Here is an 18,564-nt window from a genome sequence, read left to right as displayed (position 1 = left end):
TCAGGCCGCCGGGGTGATCGCGACCGCGCGGAACGAAATGCCGTGCCGCTTCTGACCGTTGAACTCGTTCTCCCAGTCACGGGCCTTCAGGCCGATGACCTTGACCGGCATGCCCGGCGCCAGACCCTCGGGGAGGCCGGTCTCCGGCACGGTCACCTGGTAGAGGTTCCCCTCCCCCTCGTCCGAGACCAGCAGACCCACGGTCGAGAGGCTCGCGTTGGTCTCCCGGTCCACGGCCCGCTCACCGGTCTTCTTGTTCACCATCTTCGGCTCCGGCGCGGTCGCCACGAACACCACAGCGGTCGAAGTGTCGATCTTGAAGGACGGCATGAAGTACTCCCTGAGTCGATGCTTTGGAGCAGCCCAAAGAAGGCCCTCCATGCCCGCTGTCCTAGGACTGCGAGCGACTTAGGAAGACTGTGGCACGCAGTCCTGGGACTGTCAACAGTCCTGGGACTGTGCTTGACTTGTCTCATCGAGAGGAGTCGTGAAATGGCGCCGAAGTGGCGGGAGCTGGCCGACAAGCTGGCTGAGGAGATCAAGAGGGGTGTGTACGCGCCTGGCCAGCAGCTTCCGCAGATCAGGGAGCTTGTTGCGGCAGGCGAGGGCTCCAAGTCCACCGTCCACCAGGCCTACAAGGCTCTTGAGGCCGAGGGCCTAGTGACGTCGTCCCGCGGGCACGGCACCGTCGTACGGCAACGAGTCCCGCTGAAGCGGCTCGGCATCGGCAGGTACGACAAGGCGAAGTGGCGCGATGGCGACGAGGTGGCTTTCATCGCGGACCGCGTGGCCTCTGGTCGCAGTTATCGCCGGAACGAGCAGACTCAGACCGTCAGCCGCGTGGAAGCCCCGCCGGCGGTCGCCGCTGCGCACGGCCTGCCCGAGGGGGCGGAGGTGTACGCGCGAGCGCGGCTGGTTAAGGAAGGCGATCAGCCGACCCACACCCTCACCAGCTACTACCGGCCCGAACACGTCGAGGGCACGCGACTGGTGGACCCGACACCGGGGCCCGCCGGTCGCGGCGGCGGATTCCGCGTGCTGTACGACGCGGGATACGAGATCGACCACATGAAAGAGGAGATCTTCGCCAGGGCGGCCACGGCCGACGAAGTGAAGCTCTTGCAGTTGCCGCCGGGCGAACCTGTCGTCGAGCTACACCGGACGACGTACACGGCCTCTGGCACAGTGGTGGAGTTCGCCATTGGTGTGCACGCGGCTTCGCGCTTCGCCTGGGAGTACGACTTCAAGGTGCCGGACTCGGCGAAGGGCGAGAAGGGGCAGTAATGATCTCCACTCAGGCATGGACCGACGCACGGCGACTGTGGGACTACCACCAGATGGGCCATGCCTTGCGGCCGTGCTCAGTCGCGATCGGGTTGGGTAGCCATGACCTGGGTGTAGCCGATACGGCGGTAGACCTGTACAAGCGCGGCATGGCTCCCCTGCTTCTGTTCACGGGAGCCACCAGCCCGACGACGCGGGAACGCATGCCGCGGGGGGAAGCTGTCCACTACCGCGAACGAGCCCTCGAACTCGGTGTTCCCAGCTCAGCCGTGTTCGTAGAACCCAACGCCCGCAATACCGGCGAGAACATCCGCCTTTCCATGGCCGTGCTTGAGGCGGCTGGAGTGGAGGTCTCCTCCGTGCTGCTCATCAGCAAGCCGTACGAGGAGAGGCGCGCGTACGCCACGGCGCGCAAGCTGTGGCCCGAAGTCGAGATCGTCAGCGCATCCACTCCGATGACGTTGGAGGAGTACGCGGACTCCATCCAGGATGCTCGGTTGGTCATTGACATGTTGGTGGGGGCACTTCAGCGTCTCCTGATCTATCCGGAGCAGGGATTCATGATCAGCCAGCCCGTACCGGGTGACGTGTTGGAGGCGTACGAGCGGCTATGCCGCGAGGGTTTCACCAGCCGACTTCTCGCCACCGACCAGCACTCTGCCTGATGACGCTGTTGTGCGGCCCAGCCAGCACGAAGGAGGAGCGGCGATGAGCGAGGTCTACGCGGCGCGCATCATGGACGCTTCGCGCGACGAGGCGCCGCACATCCGAACGCATGACGACCGCGAGCTGACACCGCCACTCGGCAAGTGATCTTCGACCGGGACCCGGTGACCGGGACCCGGGACCTGTTACAGGTTTCTCTACCTCATCAAGTGATCTTCGACCGGGACCCGGTGACCGGGACCCGGGACCTGTTACAGGTTTCTCTACCTCATCAAGGCACCCGGCTGCGCTCCGCTCCGCCGGGCGCGCTTCCCGGCTCCGCTGCGCGCTGCGCTCCTGCCTTCGGCCCGCTCCGCGCACGCTGCGCCGACGCGCGCCCACTGTGGATAGGGCCGGAGGCCATGAGTCGATCACCGCATAGAGCGGCCTTCGGTCAAGGCAATGCCTCCGGCGGGGGATCGGCCGACACCGGGATGGAGGGGGCGCCGTTCCCGGCCGCGGGCCCGTAGCGGTGTGCGTGGGGAGCTCCCATCCCGTCCGCCGTCGACCCACACACCGTGGAGCAGACGCGGCCCATGGCGTCCAGGTCGTTCGTACAGTGGCGCGCTCCACCTGGACGCCATGGACCACGCCCGCTCCACGGTGTGTGGGTCGACGGCGGACGGGATGGGAGCTGGGGAGAGTGGTGGGTTGGTGTGGACGGGTCAGCAACCAATCATCTTTCAGCCAAGTCTCCGTGCGCGTTTTGCCGCTTAAGTGCACCGAACTGCGCTGATGGCAACTGCTTTGCGATGAGTGCAATTCTTTGCGATGATCGCAAACCGATATAAGCGCACGTCAGACGCCTGTAGAGGGGTCTACAGGTGGACGTGGTGGACACTTTTCCGGGGTGGTCCGTACGAAGCAGAAGCGCTTCTCGAAAGAAGCGGGGGCGGGCGTATCCACTGCTAGCTTCGTGGCCTGATGCGGACCCCATCTCGGTCCGCACTGTCCGTATTGCGGCATTTTTTAAAGTTCATCTAGCCTGATCAAACGGCGAGAGCTTTGGGGGCTGGTTTCACGTGAAACGACGGCCTCGTTCAACTTCCGCATGCACTACTGGAGTTGGGCCCCGCTTTTGTCAGTGCCGTGCCGTAGAACTGGACGCGTCCACCAGTTGGGGCGCACTCGGACACTTTGGCGAGAGACGAGTGCGCCCCATGAGAACAAGGAGTACTGAACGTGACCTCCTCGCTCCCCAGTACCTCGCTACCTACGGGCAGCGTGGCCACCAACGAAACTCTCCCACATGTCGCTGACAACGCCCCGTGGCCTGCTGCTGCGGTCGTAGCGAGCTGCGTGATCGGAGCTGAGTCCATCGCGGCTGCTCTCGACTCCGCAACTCAGTTGATCACCGTGGTCATCGTGCTGATTCTCGTCCGGGCGCACCTTCGTCGAGGCGCTACTACTGGCCATGAGACCTGTCAAGCTGCCGGTTGATGTCTGACACCAGTGCCTGACACCAACAGCGGCGGACGGCGGCGGTCGAAGCCGAACCCCGACGGATAGCCAATCAAGGCGCAGGGCCGGTTGACCGACGTCGCCAACCACCCATGATCGACCTGATAAGGATGAGGCCACAGGTTCAAATCCTGTTAGCCCCACCAGCGAAAAGACCCCCGGTCCAGACGGACCGGGGGTCTTTGCATGCCCGATTGTCAGTGCCGGGTGAGAGCCTGGCGGCATGATCGTCGAACGGGCGTACGCGCATGTCGCCGAGGGTGAGCGGGCGGAGGGCGGGCAGTGGCCGTGGTCGGTGCCGTGCGTGCGGCAGCTTGCGGACGACGGCCTGAGATTCACCGCGCCCGTCACGTTCCTGGTGGGGGAGAACGGCTCGGGCAAGTCGACCCTCGTCGAGGCGCTGGCGGAGGGCTTCGGCCTGGACTCCTGGGGCGGATCCGCGGGCTACAAGTACGCCAGTTGGCGTGAGCCGTCGGCCCTGGGCGGTCGCATACGGTTCGAGGCGACGGCTGCCGGCCGCCGCATGCTGCGCGGGCCTCGGACGCGCCGCAGAGGCTTCTTCCTGCGGGCGGAGACGGCGCTGGACGCGCTGGGCCGGGAGCAGAAGACGGGAAGGCTGTCCGGGGCCGCGGACGAGATGAGCCACGGCGAGGGCTTTCTGATGGCCTTCCGCGAGCGGTTTCAGGAGCCTGGGCTGTACGTCCTTGACGAGCCCGAGGCCGCGCTGTCCTTCGCTTCTTGTCTTCAACTCGTGGGTCTGCTGCACGAACTGGGGCGTTGTGGCGCACAGATCGTCTGCGCGACGCACTCACCCGTGCTGACGGCGCTGCCGGGCGCCGAGATCATCGAGGTGGGTGACCACGGAATGCGTCCCGCCGACTGGCGGGATCTGGAACTCGTCGACCATTGGCGGCGGTACCTCAACGACCCGTGGGCCTATCTCCGGCACATCGTCGAGCCGGGATGAAGCGCGCCGCAGTACTGCTGGAGGGACTGTCGTCATGAGCGGTGCCGTGTACGCAAGCTCGCTGTGACGGCGGGGGTGAAGCAGAGGGTTACGGCTTGGGGGCGAGCCCGGGTTCAGCGTTGGTGCGGGACGAGCGGCCGGTCCGGAGCCTCGGCGTCGGCGCACTCGCGGGTGGTCGAGGCGGAGGTGGCCGCTTCCGTCTCCGTGAGCGGGCGGTGGCGGCAGCCGGGGGTCTTGCCGTGCGCCTCGGCGCGGATGCGCTGCTTCATCGTGGGGGGCAGGGCTCTGGCGTAGGACCAGGCCCAGTGGGGCATCGCCGGCACCGTCAGCTCGGCGCTGCGGTTGTTGTCGTCGCCATTGCTCCGGCGGCTCGTCTCGGTGTGCGGTACGGCCGCGGCGGCGGTGTTGCTGACGAATCCGAGCGCCGTGCACAGCGCGAGGAAGGCGGTGACGATGGCGGTCCACAGGTTCATGACCTTGTTCCGGGTCATGGCCCCTCACTTTCGGGTTGGGCGATTTGCGTACTTTCCTCATGATGTGTATGGGGGTCGAGAAGTCATGGACCGACGCCCGTGGCGCGTCGATCTTCAGATGAACACCACTCGAATGGGTGCAGGAGCCGGGGCGAGTGAGGAAGCTGGAGAAAAGGGATGAAAGGTCACCGTCCGTCGGGGTGTGATCATCCTCCGACGGGAGCGGTGGCGTCCGCTTCTACTGGGGTGTGCCGGGCGGCAGTTGAGCGCCTATGTAGGTCACCGATTGGTATCGGCCGGTGTGTATAGTCGGGCGCCAGAGGTCCCCTACGTCAAGGAAAGACGAGGTCGCGCGGTGAAGAAGCTTCTCCTGGTCGCACTGGCCGCCATCGGCGGGCTCCTCGTGTACCGCCAGATCCAGGCGGATCGCGCCGAGCAGGATCTGTGGACGGAGGCGACTGACTCCGTGCCCACGGGTTCGTGAGCCACGACATCGGATTGCACACAGACCCCGGTCGCCCGAGCGGCCGGGGTTTTGTGTACCCCTCCGACGGCAGAGCGTCGCCGCATCGAGTTGCGGAAGCGGCCCGCAGGCCTTAGAACCGCAGACCTCGGAGCCGGGCGTTTCGGACGACCGTACGGATTGCGGGGGTGACCCGCGGCCGGGCTGGGCAGGATGGGCGACGGCCATGGTCCGACGGCGACGAGGAGCGGCACGTGATGAGGCGGCGGCGTACGGCGCGGTGGCGCCCCGCGAGGAGGTGGCGCGGTCATTCCCCGGCACGCGCGCGTGTGGCCGTCATAGCGGCCCTGCTGCTGTGTACGACGGCCGCCCTGGCGGACGGGCCCGCGCTCGCCGCCGGCACACCCGGCCCCTACGCCTTCGCACCGGACGCCCGGACCGTCACGGGCGCGACGAGCACCGCGGACGCCGTACCCCTCGCACCCGGCACGACGTACAAGAGCTCCCTGCCCGGCGAGGGAGAGATCCACTACCGCCTCGACCTCGACGACACCTCGGACGCGTATGTCTCCGTGATCGCCGTCCCCCCTCCCGGCAGCACGATCAAGGCGGGCGACGGCATTGAGGTGTCGGTGCGCGACGCGGACAACCGCCCCTGTTCCCAGGACACCGCGACTTTTCGCGCCGTCCACAGCCCGCGCCCGATCGGGGCATGGGGCGCGCGCGAGATCTCGGCCAACCGGAATGGCTGTGACAGCGCGGGTGCCTACGACGTGATCGTCGAACGCCTCGCCACGACGGGCTCGTCGCCGGTCTCCTGGGATCTGGAGCTCTTCGCCGCCTCCGAGCCGCCCCGGCAGCAGATCGGCGAGACCAGCGCCCCCAAGGCCTGGGACTCCGCCTCACCCGCGCCCCTCACCGGCAAGGCCGAGCCCCGCCTGGGCGGCTCCGGCTTCGCCTCGGCGGCGCCCCTCGGCGAGGGCGTGTGGACCACCGACATCGAGCCCGGGCGGACGCTCTTCTACAAGGTGCCGCTCGACTGGGGCCGCCAGGTGTACGCCACCGCCGAACTCGGCGACCCGAACGCCGACAACGGCTACGCGGTCACCGCCCTGAATCTCGCCCTCTACAACCCCGTACGGGGCTTCGTCGCCGACGCGAGCGCCGCCTACACCGGCAGCCGGAAGGCCGCCGCACTCACCCCCCTGCCACCGGTCGCCTATGAGAACCGCTACGCCGTGCTCGACCGGCTCAGCGCCATGCGGTTCGCCGGGTCCTACTACCTCGTGGTGCACCTGTCGGCCGAGGTGGCCGAGAGGTACGGGGACGGGCCGTTCGAGCTGACGCTGCACGTGCGCGTGGAGGGCTCGACGCAGGCCGGGCCCGGGTACGCGGGGGAGTCCGAGCCGGCGGGCGTCTTTGACATCACCGCGGGGGACCAGGAGGCGGCTGCGGGGGACGCGGTCGGCGGCGGCGACGGCGGAGGCGGTGGGGACGCTGCGATGACCGTGCTCGCGGTGAGTGGGATCGGGGCGGGGACCCTGGTGCTGGTGGTGTTGGGGGTGTGGGTGGTGGTGGCTCGGCGGAGAGTCGGGGTCGGGTAGGACGCGGGTGGGGGCATTTGGGGACGCGGGCGGGTCTAGGGGTACCTCGGGCGCGGGCGGGTGAGGGCGCCTTCGGTGGCTCAGTCGGCTCAGATCCGGGTCAGATCCGAGTCAGTGCCCAGAAACCGACGGCGTAGCAGACCAGCGCTAGCAGCAGGAGCGGCACCGCCACCTTGGCGGGCGGGCCGGGGCGGCGGGCGACGCTGCGGGCCGCGCGTCGGGTGGCGCGGTGGCCGCCGCGGTGGCGCGACTGCGGAATTGGGGGCGCCGAAGGTGGAACCTGCGGGCTCTGAGCGGTGTACGAAGCAGTAGAGGTGTCGACGCGCTGGTGCTGTGCCGGCGTCGTCGGAGACTGCGTCGGGTACTGAGGGGCGCGTGACTGCGGGGAGGACAGGACGTGGGTGGTGTCGTAGGGCGAGCTGTGCGCCGGGGTGTGGTGCTGGACGTTCTCGTGTGCCTGGCCACCTGCCTGGGCCTGGCTTTGTGGATGTGCGTGAAAGTGCGCCGGCGCTTGGAGCGGTGCTTGGGCCTGGAGTGGTGGTGGCGGTGCCTCGGTGGGCTGTGGAGGCGGTGTATGCGTCTGCGGGGAGGAGCCAGTGGGCTGGGGCAGCGGCAGGTGGAAGCTGCCGGTGTCCGACATGGGGAAGTCCGAGGCCGGATTCGGCCCCGCCATGCGCCGGCGCGGATCGTCGGCCACTGCGTCCGAGCCGGGGCCGGCCATGCCGAGGCCGGCCGTGCCGGGACCGGTGTCGGCTGTCCCTTGTCCGGTGCCGGTCTCGCCCTGCCCGGAGCCGGTCGATACGGAGCCGATGTCCCCCGGAGTAGTCGATACGGAGCCGACGTCCCCCGGAGTAGCTGCGGCGCCCGTCGACGCGGACCCGGCGCCGGCCCTCTCAGCCGAGCCTGTCACTCCGGCGGACCCTGTCACCGCCGCCGAGCCCCTCGACCTCTCACCGATCAGCGACGGGGCGCCGCCCGAGCCGCCCGTCCCCCCTTCGACCCCCGGCGCCCGCTTGAGCGGCCCGCTCGCCGCGAACCCTGGTGGCAGTGGCCCGAGTTGGTCGAAGATCTCGATGAGCTCGTCGTCGGGGCCGGGTTCCGGCAGGAGCTCGGCGGCCGAGGCGAGGGCCTTGCGCGCGCCTGTCGCGGTGCGGAACCGCGCATGCGGATCAGGCTGCAACAGCGAGGCCACGACCTGCCACAGCGGTTCGGGAACGCCCTTGGGCGCACCGGGTGTTCCGTGCGCGGCGAAGTACTGGACGAGCGCCTTGGCGTCAGGCTTGGCGCCCTCCAGCAGATACAGCGCGACCAGCCCTACGGCGAACAGGTCGGCGGGGAAGTCCGGTTCCGCGCCCATGAGTTGCTCGGGCGCGAGGTAGCCGGGCGTGCCCACCACGAGGTTGGTCTCGGTCAGCCGGGGGTCGCCGAGCCGCATGGCGATGCCGAAGTCGGACAGCCGCAGCCGCGGGCGACCTGTGCCGGTGGCTTCGAGGAGCAGGTTGGCGGGCTTGATGTCGCGGTGGACGACGTCCTCCGCGTGCACCGCGGCCAACCCCGCGAGGAGTTGGTCGAGAAGGGTGCAGACGAACGTGGGCGGCAAGGGGCCGTAGTCCCCGACGAGGTGGACCAGCGAACCGCCGGCCACGAGATCCATGGTGAACAGGACCTTGTCGTCGTCGGCGGCCCAACTGGCGGGCGCGAGCACATGCGGGTGATCGATCCGGAGGGCCTGCTCGCGGACGAACCGCAGCAGCGAGTGCGCGTCGCTCTGCTGCAGCACCTTGGCGGCCACGTATCGACGGCGGCGATGGTCCCAGGCACGCCAGACGGCACCGACGCCTCCGCGCCCGATCGGGTCGACCAGTTCGTACCGCCCGGCGAAGACCTCACCCATGGTTGTGCGTTGCTCCTCCCCCTTCGGCTACCCCCCTTGCTTCCCCCACGACGAGCGATACGACTCCCCCTCGCTGACCGTCCTTCGCGGACTCCCCCGGCACGACCCCCTCGTGCCCGCCCCGGACGTGGACCGTCGGCCCGGCTGCCGAACCCCCGCGGCACCGGGCCTCGGGGTCAGTTCTGGTGGGACTGGTAGTGCGCGACCGCGTCGGAGGTGCGGCCGGCGCCGTACACCCGGAGGAACTCTGCCAGTTCCGGGTGGGTGGGGGCGAGGGTGTCCGCGGCCTCGATGATGTCGCCCGCGGCCGCCACCGAGCGCAGCAGCGACTGGATCTCGCGGACCACCCGCTTGACCGTGGGCGCGCCCGAACTGTTCGTCGTCTGCGTGGTGTTGCTGAGCACCGAGCCCCCCTGTGACTTCTTGATCTCCTCCATGCGCTCGGTGGCCTCGGCCGCGCTCACGCTGCCGTCCGCGACCTGTCCCGCCAAGTCCTGCAGCAGCTGCACCCGCTGGACCACGGCGGGATTGCCGATCTTCGCCCGCTGTCCGCTCATGAGCTGCGACAGCATCGGTGCGGACAGTCCCAGAACCCCCGCGAGACGAGCCTGGTTGAGACCAAGATCGTCGATGAGCTTACGGAAGAGCGTCCCCAGCGGCTCCCCGTACCAGTTCCGCTGCAGATCCCGCGCTCTTGCGGTGGCTTCCTGCTGTGCGGCGTCCATTGCGTCTCCCCATCGCTTCCCCAGAACCGTGGTTCGCTGTAGCGAACCACGCCGAGCATCTTACGGAGAGTGGTCGTTTACCGGGACCCCCAATCCTTTTGCGGGATCCGGGGGGCGACCGGGTACTCTGGTCTGGGCGCCCGCCGGTGTGGGGTTTCTTCCGGTCGGACGCTCCTTTTGAGGGGCCTTAGCTCAGTTGGTAGAGCGCTGTCTTTGCATGGCAGATGTCAGGGGTTCGACTCCCCTAGGCTCCACACATTTGCACCCCTCTGACCTGCGGAAACACAGTCAGGGGGGTGTTTTTTGTCCCTATTTCCCGTGCTGACGTGTCAGCGCAGTGATGCTGACGCAAGCTCGCAGTGGCCTGGGGGCCGCAGGGCTTTCTTGGTTTCCTACTCGTTTGACACAATGGGGTCATGCCCGAGACGACGCACAGCATCGGTGAGGGGCCGGCGACCAGGGTCAGCCTGTCTCTGCCCGAGGGGACCGCGGAGGCGATCCGGGCGCGGGTCGGTAAGCGGGAGTTCTCCGCGTTCATCGCCGCGGCCGTCGAGCGGGAGCTGCGGGGGCAGGTGCTGGACGAGTACCTGGCCGACTACGAGAGCCGCAACGGGCAGGTCTCCGAGCAGGCGCGGCAGCGGGCGCGGCAGGTGTTCGACGAGGTGTTCGCCGAGGAAGACCAGTGGCCCGCCGTAAGCTGAGCCACGAGGGGACGCTGGTCCTGGACAGCGAGGGACTCTCCAAGCTGCTCGCCGATGACGAGACCGTGGTGGCGCTGGTCGCGGAGGCGCGGTCGCGGGGCATGGAGGTGGTGATCTGCGCACCCACCATCATCGAGGCCGTCCACGCCCGTACGAACAAGGCTCGGCTGAGCTGGCTGCTGTCGGGACTGCGTGTGATCCCGGTGGGCGATGAGGAGGCGAAGACGGCCTCGGCGCTGTTGGTGGGGTCCGGGCTGCACGGTCACAAGTACGCCATCGACGCGGCAGTGACCGAGGCCGCCCTGCGGCAGCAGCGTCCGGTGGTCATGCTGACGTCCGACATCGACGCCATGACCAAGCTCTGCGGCGACCGGGTCCGGCTCGTAGCTGTGTGAGGCACGCACCGTGCGACCGCGGTGTCCTGAACTTGAGTTGGAGAAGGCTCTATGTGAACCGTGTCCTGATCCTGGAGGAATGGCCACAGGGCACCGATGCCTGGGACCACCTCGAGCAGGCCCTGCGCAGACCGAACTCGGCCTTGCTGGTCAGCGGCGAGCGGATCCTGGAAGCCGAATTCCCCACGGAGGCGCAGGCCCGCACCGTGCTGGGTGCCATCGGGCACGGCGAGCGCACGTTCACCCTGATCGGCCGGGCCGCTGGCGGCCGCAACCGTGGTCCGTGCAGGCCGGGGACTTCAACACTTTCGAGGAGCCGGCCGTGCTGGAGGACGAGCTCTTCATCGCGGACAGTGGCAGGACACTCCGGTCCATGGAGCCGCAGACCGGCAAGGAGATCTGGCGGTCCGAGGAACTCGCGGACGGCCGGAAACCGCACGCGCTGCCCGGCTGAGGGCGCGCAGCGAATCAGCTCAGAGGTCGTCCACGTCGACCAGCCCGTCCTGGATGGCGCGGGCGACCAGGCTTGCCTTGGTCCGCGCAGGGCGGCCGACGTTCGCGTACTTGATCCGCACCCGGTCCAGATACGAGTTGACGGTCCGTACGGAGATGCCGAGACGCTGTCCGACCAGTTCCTTGGACTCCGACTGGAACCACTCGATGAGTACGTTCTCCTCGCGCGCGGAGAGCTGGGGCCGGTCGGCGCGGACGTTGGTCCCCAGCGCGCCGGCCAGCGCGGGTGGCATGTAGGGCCGTTCATCGGCTGCTGCCAGTGTCGCCTCGACCAGGTGCTGTCGGCCCTCGTTCTTGGTCAGGAAGGTCGCGGCTCCCAGGTCCAGGCAGTTGAGTGCGGTCTTCTCGTCGTCCCGCATGGTGTAGACGACCACCTGCCGCCCGGCGTCGACGAGTCTTCGGAGGTCGCCGAAGGCGGCGCCGGCCTCGCCCAGTTGCAGATCCAGGACGACGACGTCGGCCGTGCTGCCGGGCGCGGTCCAGGCTTCCCGTACGGAGCCGCCGGCCGCGACCACGGTGATGGGCCGCTGTGATGCGGCGTACCACGCCTCGATGCCGGAGAGGATGGCGGGATGGTCGTCGACCACGACGACGCTGACCGGTGCGTTGTCATTCATGTCAGGTCAACTCCCGGAGGGCGCCGGCCGTCTCCAGCCGGTCTCCACCCACACACTTCCGCCGTGAGTCGTTCTGGTCACGGACACCTTCGCGTTCGTGGCACGGTCGTGCGCGTGAGCGTCCTGTGGCGTGCCATGGCCGCCGGCACCGTTCTCGCTGACCACGCTCACCCGGACCGTGCGGGGTGTCCACACGACAGTCACTCGCGCGGTCGAGCGGGTACGGCCGAGAATCACCGCCACCGGGTCGATCAGCTCCCTGCGTACCTCCACAGGCACCTCACCCTGCCGGCCCCGTACGGCCAGGTTCACCGTCGCCCCCTGGTGCTCAGCCACCTCTACGCACGCCCGCAACTCGTTCAGCAGTGGGTCGGAGACGGCATCGCTCTCCGCGAACAGGCGGCGCATACGGGCGGCCTCCACGCCGCACCGCAGCCTGACCTCTTCGTCGTGCGGGCTGAGCACATTGTGGCCCAGCCCCACGAGCAGCGGCACGGTCGTCGCCGTCAGGGCGAGGTAGCGCTCCTTGTGAGCACGCTGCATGTCCTCGCGGATCCGTTCCCGGGTACGCAGTTCTTCCTCCCGCGCGGCCGCGATTCCCGCTGCCGGCGCCGTACCGTGGAGCAGGTGCGTCAGCAGTACTCCGACGGAGAGCTGGAGGCCGCAGTTGGATATCGCGGCGACCCCTATGACGGCCGTCTCCGTGGCGGTCGGCGTCCCCGACAGGAGTATCGCGGTCACGTAGAGCCCCATATGCGCCCCGAGGAACGCCGCGAACGCCCTGACCCGCAGGTCTCCCAGCAGGACCAGTGCATGCCAGCCGACCAGTCCGAACCCCCAGTCCGCCGCACCTGTCAACCGCTCCGCCGGGAGCGTGAACGCGCATGTCGCCGATACGGCCAGCACCGCGCCCAGGCTCCACCAGCGCACTCTCGGCGGGATCTGCCTGCCACGCAGCAGATAGGCGGCCGCGATCGCCGCGACGGCGGCCAGGCAGACGAAGGCCGCCGTCTGCGCCCACGCGGGGCGGTACCCGCCCTGGTGGGCCGTGAGCTGGTGCAGCGACAAGGTGAACTGCGACAGCAGGCCGATCAGCAGCGCGGCCAGCTGGGCCCCGTGCAGCAACTGCCCGCGGATGAGGCGGACGACGGCCGTGTGCGCCGGGACGCGCGGCGGGTGCGGCATACTGCCTGCCGCCTGTGCTCCGCCCCTGGCCTGTGACGCCCCGGCCTGGGCGTGCCAGCGCCACTGCACGCGGGTCCCGGCGCCCGGATGTGAGGTGACCGTGGCGGAGCCTCCGACCGTGTGCATCCGGCCGATGACGGAACGGGAGATGCCCCGGCGCCGCGCGGACACGGACTGCGGGTCGAAGCCCCGTCCCGCGTCGGACAGTTCGACGACAACGCCGTCCCCCTCCGCCCATGCCCTGAGCTCCGCTTCCTGCACCCCGGCATGGCGGGCCACATTGGTGACGGCCTCCCGGACCCCGCTGAAGATCGCGAGCCCGGGGCCGGACGGGAGCGCGAGCGGGCCGTCGATGCGCGTTCTGAGCCGCACCATGGCCTGCCCCTCACCCTCTGGACCCCCGGGCACGCAGCGGAGAAGTGCCGCGAGGTCGACACTTCCCGTCTCGAATCCGGGCACGGCGGACAGTGCCTCCAGGTCCTGTCTGGCACGTGTGGGCAGCCACGACCAGTCCCGGGCGTCGCCCTGGGAGACCATCAGCAGCGTCGCGCTCGCCGTGTCGTGCAGGGTCGCCAGGTACTCGCGCTCGGTCGCCCTGCGCGCGGCGGCGACTTCGGCCTCCCGGCGCGCCGCCGCCCTGAGGGCGGCCGACCGGTCGGCCGCCCTGGCACGCGCTCGGACGATGAGGTAAGCGGCCCGCGACAGGCCCGCCAGGAGGACTACGCGCACCAGGGGCACCAACTCCGGGCTGTGCCCGGGGGAGGAGAGGATGTCGCCCAGCGCACAGGCGACCACCCCCGACGCGGCCAAGGCAGCCCCGGCCACCGGGCGCGTCGCCCATTCGTGCTGGAAGGTGATGACACAGATGCTGACGACCGCCTCCACCACCACATCCGCGCCGTCGCCGCCGAGCACCGGCTGGGACAGCCCCGTCAGCACCATCACGGCTGCGTCCAGCGTCCACAGCGGGGCGAGGGGCAACGGGCGGCGCAGCGCGTAGAGATGCACACCGCAGGCGAGGACGGCGGGCAGCAGCAGAGACATCGCCAGGACGATCTCCGCCCCGTCCGCCGCGACGACGCCCAGCACACCGCACAGACAGACCACGGCGGACCTGAGCCGCACTCCGTACCGTTCGAGCGCCGAAATCAGCAGTCGCTCGCCAGACCTGGGGCCCTCCACCGGCTCAGCGGCTCCGCCCCCGTTGACCTCGTGTCCCCCGAGCCACATGGATTCGAGGGTAGTTGACCGGCAAACAAGGTAGCGCCCTCCTGTGGGGCGAACGACCGGCACACTCACCGACCGGGCCGGACTACGGTGCCCGTCGTGCGGGGTTGGCGGCTTTCTCGGTGCTGATTCTTCACCACCGGGAAATGCTTTGAATCCGGCACGCGAAGACCACGCTCAAACACGGGGAATTTTCATTCAGAGACTACAGGGGCGGCTTACGCTGCTTCTCTCCTACTCGTCGGACGTCCGAGATTATTTCGCGGGAGAGCAGTGGAAGGGAAACCTGCTCACCTTCACCTACTACAAGGACAGCAAGAACTGCTCTTACAAGTACCCCGGCAACCGCTACAATTCCACCAAGGAGAATGGTAAAAAGGCCGATGTCGTCACGCTTGGAACCCCGCACGCCGGAATCAAAAAAAGCAGGGTGGCCGGCTGCGGAGAGGCCACGCAGTGCGACTGGACCGTCACCGAATCATCCGGCATCGCCGGCACTGCGAACCATGAAGTCCAGTACAAGGCCGGAATCAACCACGGCCAGCTCATAACCAAGGACTCCGGAAAGCACTATGGCAGGATCAAGTACTCCACCACGTGGACTACTTGGCACAGGCGTATCCATCCCGTGAGGCAGGCATACCTGGCGGTGTACTGGCACGCCACGACCTGATATCCGCTGAATCTCAGCGTAACGGGAGGTGCGGTCGTCGCATGAAGGCGACCGCACCTTCATCACCACAACAAGGGGGACGGAATGCAGTGCGCGGGGCGTAGCAGGATCGCGGCCACCGTCGAGGAGAGCCCGGCCGAGGAGCAGCCGACGGCTGGGCGGACGCCGACGGCTGACGCCCCCACGGCACCCGGGAACACAGGCGTCAGCGTGGGCTGGTATGTCAACAAGGTCCAAGGCGCGCGGACGATCTCCAACAAGCTCGCCGCGAACATCGGCAAGCGTCCCGACAACGTCACCTGCCCTGTGCACCTCCCGGCTCGGGCCGGCGCCACGATCCGCTGCGAGCTCACCGCCGGCGGCGTCCAGTGAACAGAACTTCTCGGAAGCCGCTGAGCACCGGCAAGAAGATACTCGTCTGGACACTGGCCTTGTTTTCACTGGCCGTGGTCTGCCTAGGCGGCCTGAGCCTCATCGCCGACGGTCTTGGTGGGCGGCGGGCTCTGTCCGAGGGCCCGGTAGGCACCTTCACCCCCACCGACAGAGAGTGCGAAGACTCCTGCACGTGGGTGGGAACGTTCACCAGCGCCGACGGCACAGTCACCGCCGAGGACGTGAAACTCAACGACGCCGTGACAGTCCACTACGGCGACCCCATGCCGACCAGCATTGATGACGTACACCTGGACGACGAAGCCACCCGCCCGGCCGCCTACACCGCCGACTACAACTGGCGCGCGCCGGTCATCAAAGGAGTTGTCCTGGCCCTGGTTCTACCGCTACTCGCGGTGTTCTTCCTCATGCTCGTGAGGCGGCGACGGAGACTGCGGATGGTCGGCCACCAAGGTTTCGACAGGTCCTGTTCATGAGGGCGGTTCGGTGCTGCGGCGGCCGCATGGGGATCGGTGGAGGGCGACTGTGCCGAGGCGGTCTTCTGCGATGACCTCGACCTAGGAACTGGAAGTACTTGTTGCGGCCGCCGCGGCGCACCTGGGGCATCGGGGCCGGCGGTTCGATGGACTTCACGTCGATCTGCACCCGGTGGCCGGGCAGCTGCTTCTCATACCGCTTGGAGATAGACGATCTTCCCGGCCACCTCGACGTGGGTCGCATTCGGGGATGTCTTCGGGGCCTGCCGGCTGACCTCTTCGACGTGGCGTATGACGGCCAGGCGCATCATGGAGTGTCCGACCGGTATACGCCCCAGTAGTGGATGCGCTTCTGGCTGGTCCCGGTCAGCCTGTAGAACTCGATCCGATACGTCCCCGACGGCTGATATGACCAGGTGCGGGTGAGGTAGCTGCGGCTGGTGCTGCACCAGATGCGCGAGGTGCCAGTTTGCACGACCCAACTGCCATTCACGCGCTTTTGCAGCCGGACGAAGAACGACCCGGTCGAGGTCGCGCATGACCGCTGCAGGTAAATCTTCATGTAGCCGCCGGTAGAGTTGCTGAACGCGGGACTGTGAACGCTTTGCGCGAAGCTGTACGTCACGCCACCGTTCGTCGCCAGATAGACCGACGATGCCGCCGCTGGCCCTGCGTTCCCGACCAGCCCGGCCGACAACCCCACAATGAGCGCCGGGATCATGAGGAACGATCTCAGCAGGTTCTTCACGATGTCGAGCCTCCATAGTTTGCGTGCGCAGATGGCCGTGTCTCGGCCAACCCGGGTGGGTGCGGCTCCTTTGGAGGCCACCTGCGAGGCACCAGGTCACGGTGTCCCCCCGAAGGAGGAGCCACACCCAAAGTGAATGTGAGGCCATGTGCTCCCGCCATGGCCGGTGTCAGCCCCGTACGACGAGCAAAGTAGCCCGACCCGCTCGCTGAGTGTGCCGGTCGTTTGCCCCACAAGGAACGGTGGGTGCCCCTCCAAAGGAGCCACACCCCGCGAGGATGTCCCGCCCGCGGGCGTGCTCAGCCCAGGTGGCGATGGAGGAAGGCCGCGGTCGCCTGTACGGCCTGCGCTACATGAGGCTCCGCGTCGTACAGGTCGATGTGCTGCTTGCAGCCGAGCCACCGGATCTCCTTCTGCCCGGTGGCGCGTTCGTACATCGCGCGGGCAAGGTCCGGCGAGCAGTAGTCGTCCGTCTCACCGTGCACGATCAGCAGAGGCGTGGCGCCCAGCAGATCCGCGGCGCCCAACGCGTCGAAGGTCATCAGCGAGTGCAGCGAACCCCGGGTGACCTCGTTGGCCCAGGACGGTGCGGCGCCGCGTTCGGTGCCGTAGTACGCGTACGGCTCCTCGCCGGCCATCGCCGCCTCGGCGCCGTCGGGGGCGACCGCGGGAAGCGAGTCGTCGTAGCGGTCCAGGAACGAGGCCAGGGCGGTGCGGTAGCTGTCGATGCCCATCCCCTGCGCGAACCGTGCCGGGCTGTTGTAGGCCCCGGCGATCCCGGCCACCGCCCGCACCCTGGGGTCCGTGGCCGCCGCCCTCATCGCATAGCCGCCGCCCAGGCAGATGCCGACCAGGCCGATACGGTCCTCGGCCACCTCCGCACGGGCGGCCAGCGCGGCGACGGCGGCCCGCAGATCCGCCAGTTTGCCCTGGCTGTCCTCGTGGCCGCGCCTGCCCTGGCTCGCACCGAAGCCGCGGTGGTCAAAGGCGAGAGTGACGAACCCGGCCTGCGTGAGCCGTTCCGCGTAGGCTCCGGTGACCTGCTCCTTCACCCCGGTGAACGGACCGGTCAGCGCCACTGCCGGGAACGGCCCCGGCCCGTCGGGCAGCCGCAGATGCCCGGCCAGTGCCAGCCCGTCGCCCGGTCCGTCCGCGGTGAGGGTGATCCGCTCCACCACCGTCATTTTCCCGCCCCTTCGGCCAGCTCCCGGGCGACCGCGTCAGAGCCGAGCCCCACCATCCAGGGCAGCGAGGCCTGCGGCAAGAACGCCTCCATCAGACCGGTCAGCTCGGCCTTCTGAGCATCCGTCAACGAAGGGCGGCCGTCGGCGATGCGGAGCACCGCCTGGCGGAACGCCAGCAGATACCGGCGCTGGGCGGACAGCAGCCCGATGTCGCCGGGGGCGCCGTGCCCGGGGTGGAGCCGCACCGCGGCCAGCTCCTGCTCCAGCCGGTCCAACAGCGCCAGCCACGCGCCGGTATGGCCGTCCGCGGTGTAGGGATGCATCAGGTCGCCGAAGGCGAGATCGCCGATGAAGGCCGCCCTCTCGGTGCCGGCCTCGACCAGCAGGTAGGAGTCGGCGTGACTCTCCCCCACGCCCAGCTCGTGCAGGGTGATCCGCAGCCCGTCCAGCTCCACGCTGGCTCCGTCGCCCAGGGTCCGCTCCGGTATCCGGTGGCGGTCCGGCCACTCGTCGCCGTACACCGGCCGCCACTGCTCCCGCTTGGGTTCGGCGATCTCCGCAATGGTCTTGGCCACCGACACGCTCGCGTACACCGGTACGTCGTCGCCGACCGCGTACGGCAGCCCGTTGAAATGGTCGGGGTGGGCATGGGTGACGAAGGCCGCGAGGACCGGGCCGCTCAGCGCGGCGGCGCGCTCGGCGATGGCGCGGCCGTCGGACACCCGCAGCCCGGCGTCGATCAGTACCACGCCGTGCGGGGTCTGCAGCAGATAGGCGTTGGCGAAGATCCCGGATTCGTCGGCGGTAAAGGTATGAATGGCAAAATCGGTCATGAGCCCGACGCTAGGGGCGCGCAACGCCGCTGGAACAGAAGGC

General features: G+C 68.6%; 20 protein-coding genes and 1 tRNA gene. 12 read left to right on the top strand and 9 right to left on the bottom strand.

Annotation, left to right across the window (positions count from 1 at the left end):
* Window positions 1-330 (bottom strand): hypothetical protein, encoded by a 330-nt coding sequence (locus ACP4J3_RS08400; protein WP_043433451.1) that lies wholly within the window; start codon window positions 328-330, stop codon window positions 1-3.
* Window positions 331-492: 162 nt separating this feature from the next.
* On the opposite strand from ACP4J3_RS08400, the gene ACP4J3_RS08395 reads away from it, so the two are divergent.
* From ACP4J3_RS08395 to ACP4J3_RS08385, 3 genes are all read left to right on the top strand, one after another.
* Window positions 493-1,284 carry a GntR family transcriptional regulator gene (locus tag ACP4J3_RS08395; protein WP_426532008.1) on the top strand — a complete coding sequence of 264 codons (792 nt, stop codon included), beginning with the start codon at window positions 493-495 and terminating at the stop codon, window positions 1,282-1,284.
* Window positions 1,284-1,949 carry a YdcF family protein gene (locus tag ACP4J3_RS08390; protein ID WP_426532006.1) on the top strand — a complete coding sequence of 222 codons (666 nt, stop codon included), beginning with the start codon at window positions 1,284-1,286 and terminating at the stop codon, window positions 1,947-1,949. Before ACP4J3_RS08395 ends, ACP4J3_RS08390 begins: the two co-directional genes overlap by 1 nt.
* A gap of 1,724 nt (window positions 1,950-3,673) precedes the next feature.
* The gene (locus ACP4J3_RS08385) at window positions 3,674-4,417 is read left to right on the top strand and encodes an ATP-binding cassette domain-containing protein (RefSeq protein WP_426532004.1); all 744 of its coding nucleotides are present in this window, start codon (window positions 3,674-3,676) and stop codon (window positions 4,415-4,417) included.
* A gap of 113 nt (window positions 4,418-4,530) precedes the next feature.
* Here the strand turns inward: ACP4J3_RS08385 and ACP4J3_RS08380 are convergent, their stop codons facing one another.
* Window positions 4,531-4,908: a DUF6344 domain-containing protein gene (locus tag ACP4J3_RS08380; protein ID WP_426532002.1), complete on the bottom strand. Its 378-nt coding sequence runs from the start codon at window positions 4,906-4,908 to the stop codon at window positions 4,531-4,533.
* Window positions 4,909-5,245: 337 nt separating this feature from the next.
* Between ACP4J3_RS08380 and ACP4J3_RS08375 the strand changes: the two genes are divergently transcribed.
* Window positions 5,246-5,374 (top strand): DLW-39 family protein, encoded by a 129-nt coding sequence (locus ACP4J3_RS08375; protein ID WP_003999697.1) that lies wholly within the window; start codon window positions 5,246-5,248, stop codon window positions 5,372-5,374.
* A 308-nt stretch (window positions 5,375-5,682) separates the two neighbouring features.
* Complete coding sequence (locus tag ACP4J3_RS08370) at window positions 5,683-6,957, top strand: hypothetical protein (RefSeq protein WP_426532000.1); 1,275 nt, start codon at window positions 5,683-5,685, stop codon at window positions 6,955-6,957.
* Window positions 6,958-7,057: 100 nt separating this feature from the next.
* On the opposite strand, the gene ACP4J3_RS08365 is transcribed toward ACP4J3_RS08370, so the two are convergent.
* Together ACP4J3_RS08365 and ACP4J3_RS08360 are read right to left on the bottom strand one after the other, a co-directional pair.
* The gene (locus ACP4J3_RS08365; RefSeq protein ID WP_426531998.1) at window positions 7,058-8,851 is read right to left on the bottom strand and encodes a serine/threonine-protein kinase; all 1,794 of its coding nucleotides are present in this window, start codon (window positions 8,849-8,851) and stop codon (window positions 7,058-7,060) included.
* 176 nt (window positions 8,852-9,027) lie between these two features.
* Window positions 9,028-9,576 carry a helix-turn-helix domain-containing protein gene (locus ACP4J3_RS08360; RefSeq protein ID WP_194043786.1) on the bottom strand — a complete coding sequence of 183 codons (549 nt, stop codon included), beginning with the start codon at window positions 9,574-9,576 and terminating at the stop codon, window positions 9,028-9,030.
* A 181-nt stretch (window positions 9,577-9,757) separates the two neighbouring features.
* Here ACP4J3_RS08360 and ACP4J3_RS08355 point away from each other — a divergent pair.
* The 4 genes from ACP4J3_RS08355 (at window position 9,758) to ACP4J3_RS08340 (ending at window position 11,126) form a co-directional block, all read left to right on the top strand.
* Window positions 9,758-9,830 (top strand) — tRNA-Ala (locus ACP4J3_RS08355).
* Between the two features lie 162 nt (window positions 9,831-9,992).
* The gene (locus ACP4J3_RS08350; RefSeq protein WP_426531996.1) at window positions 9,993-10,277 is read left to right on the top strand and encodes a hypothetical protein; all 285 of its coding nucleotides are present in this window, start codon (window positions 9,993-9,995) and stop codon (window positions 10,275-10,277) included.
* Window positions 10,259-10,672, top strand: coding sequence for a DNA-binding protein (locus ACP4J3_RS08345; protein ID WP_426531994.1), 414 nt, complete (start codon window positions 10,259-10,261; stop codon window positions 10,670-10,672). Before ACP4J3_RS08350 ends, ACP4J3_RS08345 begins: the two co-directional genes overlap by 19 nt.
* A 322-nt stretch (window positions 10,673-10,994) precedes the next feature.
* Window positions 10,995-11,126, top strand: coding sequence for a hypothetical protein (locus tag ACP4J3_RS08340; RefSeq protein WP_426531992.1), 132 nt, complete (start codon window positions 10,995-10,997; stop codon window positions 11,124-11,126).
* 19 nt (window positions 11,127-11,145) lie between these two features.
* Here the strand turns inward: ACP4J3_RS08340 and ACP4J3_RS08335 are convergent, their stop codons facing one another.
* Entirely contained in the window at window positions 11,146-11,802 is a 657-nt protein-coding gene (locus tag ACP4J3_RS08335) for a response regulator (RefSeq protein WP_426531990.1), read from the bottom strand.
* A 6-nt stretch (window positions 11,803-11,808) separates the two neighbouring features.
* Entirely contained in the window at window positions 11,809-14,217 is a 2,409-nt protein-coding gene (locus ACP4J3_RS08330) for a sensor histidine kinase (RefSeq protein WP_426531988.1), read from the bottom strand.
* Window positions 14,218-14,260: 43 nt separating this feature from the next.
* On the opposite strand from ACP4J3_RS08330, the gene ACP4J3_RS08325 reads away from it, so the two are divergent.
* The 3 genes from ACP4J3_RS08325 to ACP4J3_RS08315 all read left to right on the top strand — a co-directional run bounded on the left by ACP4J3_RS08325 (window position 14,261) and on the right by ACP4J3_RS08315 (window position 15,756).
* Window positions 14,261-14,887, top strand: coding sequence for a hypothetical protein (locus tag ACP4J3_RS08325; protein ID WP_426531986.1), 627 nt, complete (start codon window positions 14,261-14,263; stop codon window positions 14,885-14,887).
* An 84-nt stretch (window positions 14,888-14,971) separates the two neighbouring features.
* Window positions 14,972-15,259, top strand: coding sequence for a DUF4333 domain-containing protein (locus tag ACP4J3_RS08320; protein WP_426531984.1), 288 nt, complete (start codon window positions 14,972-14,974; stop codon window positions 15,257-15,259).
* Complete coding sequence (locus tag ACP4J3_RS08315; RefSeq protein ID WP_426531982.1) at window positions 15,256-15,756, top strand: hypothetical protein; 501 nt, start codon at window positions 15,256-15,258, stop codon at window positions 15,754-15,756. The genes ACP4J3_RS08320 and ACP4J3_RS08315 overlap by 4 nt, the downstream gene beginning before the upstream one ends.
* A 307-nt stretch (window positions 15,757-16,063) precedes the next feature.
* On the opposite strand, the gene ACP4J3_RS08310 is transcribed toward ACP4J3_RS08315, so the two are convergent.
* The 3 genes from ACP4J3_RS08310 to ACP4J3_RS08300 all read right to left on the bottom strand — a co-directional run bounded on the left by ACP4J3_RS08310 (window position 16,064) and on the right by ACP4J3_RS08300 (window position 18,521).
* Window positions 16,064-16,504 (bottom strand): hypothetical protein, encoded by a 441-nt coding sequence (locus ACP4J3_RS08310; protein WP_426531980.1) that lies wholly within the window; start codon window positions 16,502-16,504, stop codon window positions 16,064-16,066.
* Window positions 16,505-16,803: 299 nt separating this feature from the next.
* Window positions 16,804-17,688, bottom strand: coding sequence for an alpha/beta hydrolase (locus ACP4J3_RS08305; protein ID WP_426531978.1), 885 nt, complete (start codon window positions 17,686-17,688; stop codon window positions 16,804-16,806).
* A complete protein-coding gene (locus ACP4J3_RS08300) occupies window positions 17,685-18,521 on the bottom strand; it encodes an MBL fold metallo-hydrolase (protein ID WP_426531976.1) in 837 nt (278 codons plus the stop codon). Before ACP4J3_RS08300 ends, ACP4J3_RS08305 begins: the two co-directional genes overlap by 4 nt.
* Between the last annotated feature and the right edge of the window lie 43 nt (window positions 18,522-18,564).

It is taken from the genome of Streptomyces sp. UG1 (genome assembly GCF_049974585.1).
Classification (GTDB): domain Bacteria; phylum Actinomycetota; class Actinomycetes; order Streptomycetales; family Streptomycetaceae; genus Streptomyces.
Note: the sequence above shows the minus strand (reverse complement) of the source record. Positions and strands in the feature narration are given on the sequence as shown.

Bases quoted from the DNA above. Each gene is read 5' to 3' on its own strand.
- ACP4J3_RS08400 (WP_043433451.1), bottom strand. From the start codon at position 330: ATGCCGTCCTTCAAGATCGACACTTCGACCGCTGTGGTGTTCGTGGCG.
- ACP4J3_RS08395 (WP_426532008.1), top strand. From the start codon at position 493: ATGGCGCCGAAGTGGCGGGAGCTGGCCGACAAGCTGGCTGAGGAGATC.
- ACP4J3_RS08390 (WP_426532006.1), top strand. From the start codon at position 1,284: ATGATCTCCACTCAGGCATGGACCGACGCACGGCGACTGTGGGACTAC.
- ACP4J3_RS08385 (WP_426532004.1), top strand. From the start codon at position 3,674: ATGATCGTCGAACGGGCGTACGCGCATGTCGCCGAGGGTGAGCGGGCG.
- ACP4J3_RS08380 (WP_426532002.1), bottom strand. From the start codon at position 4,908: ATGACCCGGAACAAGGTCATGAACCTGTGGACCGCCATCGTCACCGCC.
- ACP4J3_RS08365 (WP_426531998.1), bottom strand. From the start codon at position 8,851: ATGGGTGAGGTCTTCGCCGGGCGGTACGAACTGGTCGACCCGATCGGG.
- ACP4J3_RS08360 (WP_194043786.1), bottom strand. From the start codon at position 9,576: ATGGACGCCGCACAGCAGGAAGCCACCGCAAGAGCGCGGGATCTGCAG.
- ACP4J3_RS08350 (WP_426531996.1), top strand. From the start codon at position 9,993: ATGCCCGAGACGACGCACAGCATCGGTGAGGGGCCGGCGACCAGGGTC.
- ACP4J3_RS08335 (WP_426531990.1), bottom strand. From the start codon at position 11,802: ATGAATGACAACGCACCGGTCAGCGTCGTCGTGGTCGACGACCATCCC.
- ACP4J3_RS08330 (WP_426531988.1), bottom strand. From the start codon at position 14,217: ATGTGGCTCGGGGGACACGAGGTCAACGGGGGCGGAGCCGCTGAGCCG.
- ACP4J3_RS08320 (WP_426531984.1), top strand. From the start codon at position 14,972: ATGCAGTGCGCGGGGCGTAGCAGGATCGCGGCCACCGTCGAGGAGAGC.
- ACP4J3_RS08305 (WP_426531978.1), bottom strand. From the start codon at position 17,688: ATGACGGTGGTGGAGCGGATCACCCTCACCGCGGACGGACCGGGCGAC.
- ACP4J3_RS08300 (WP_426531976.1), bottom strand. From the start codon at position 18,521: ATGACCGATTTTGCCATTCATACCTTTACCGCCGACGAATCCGGGATC.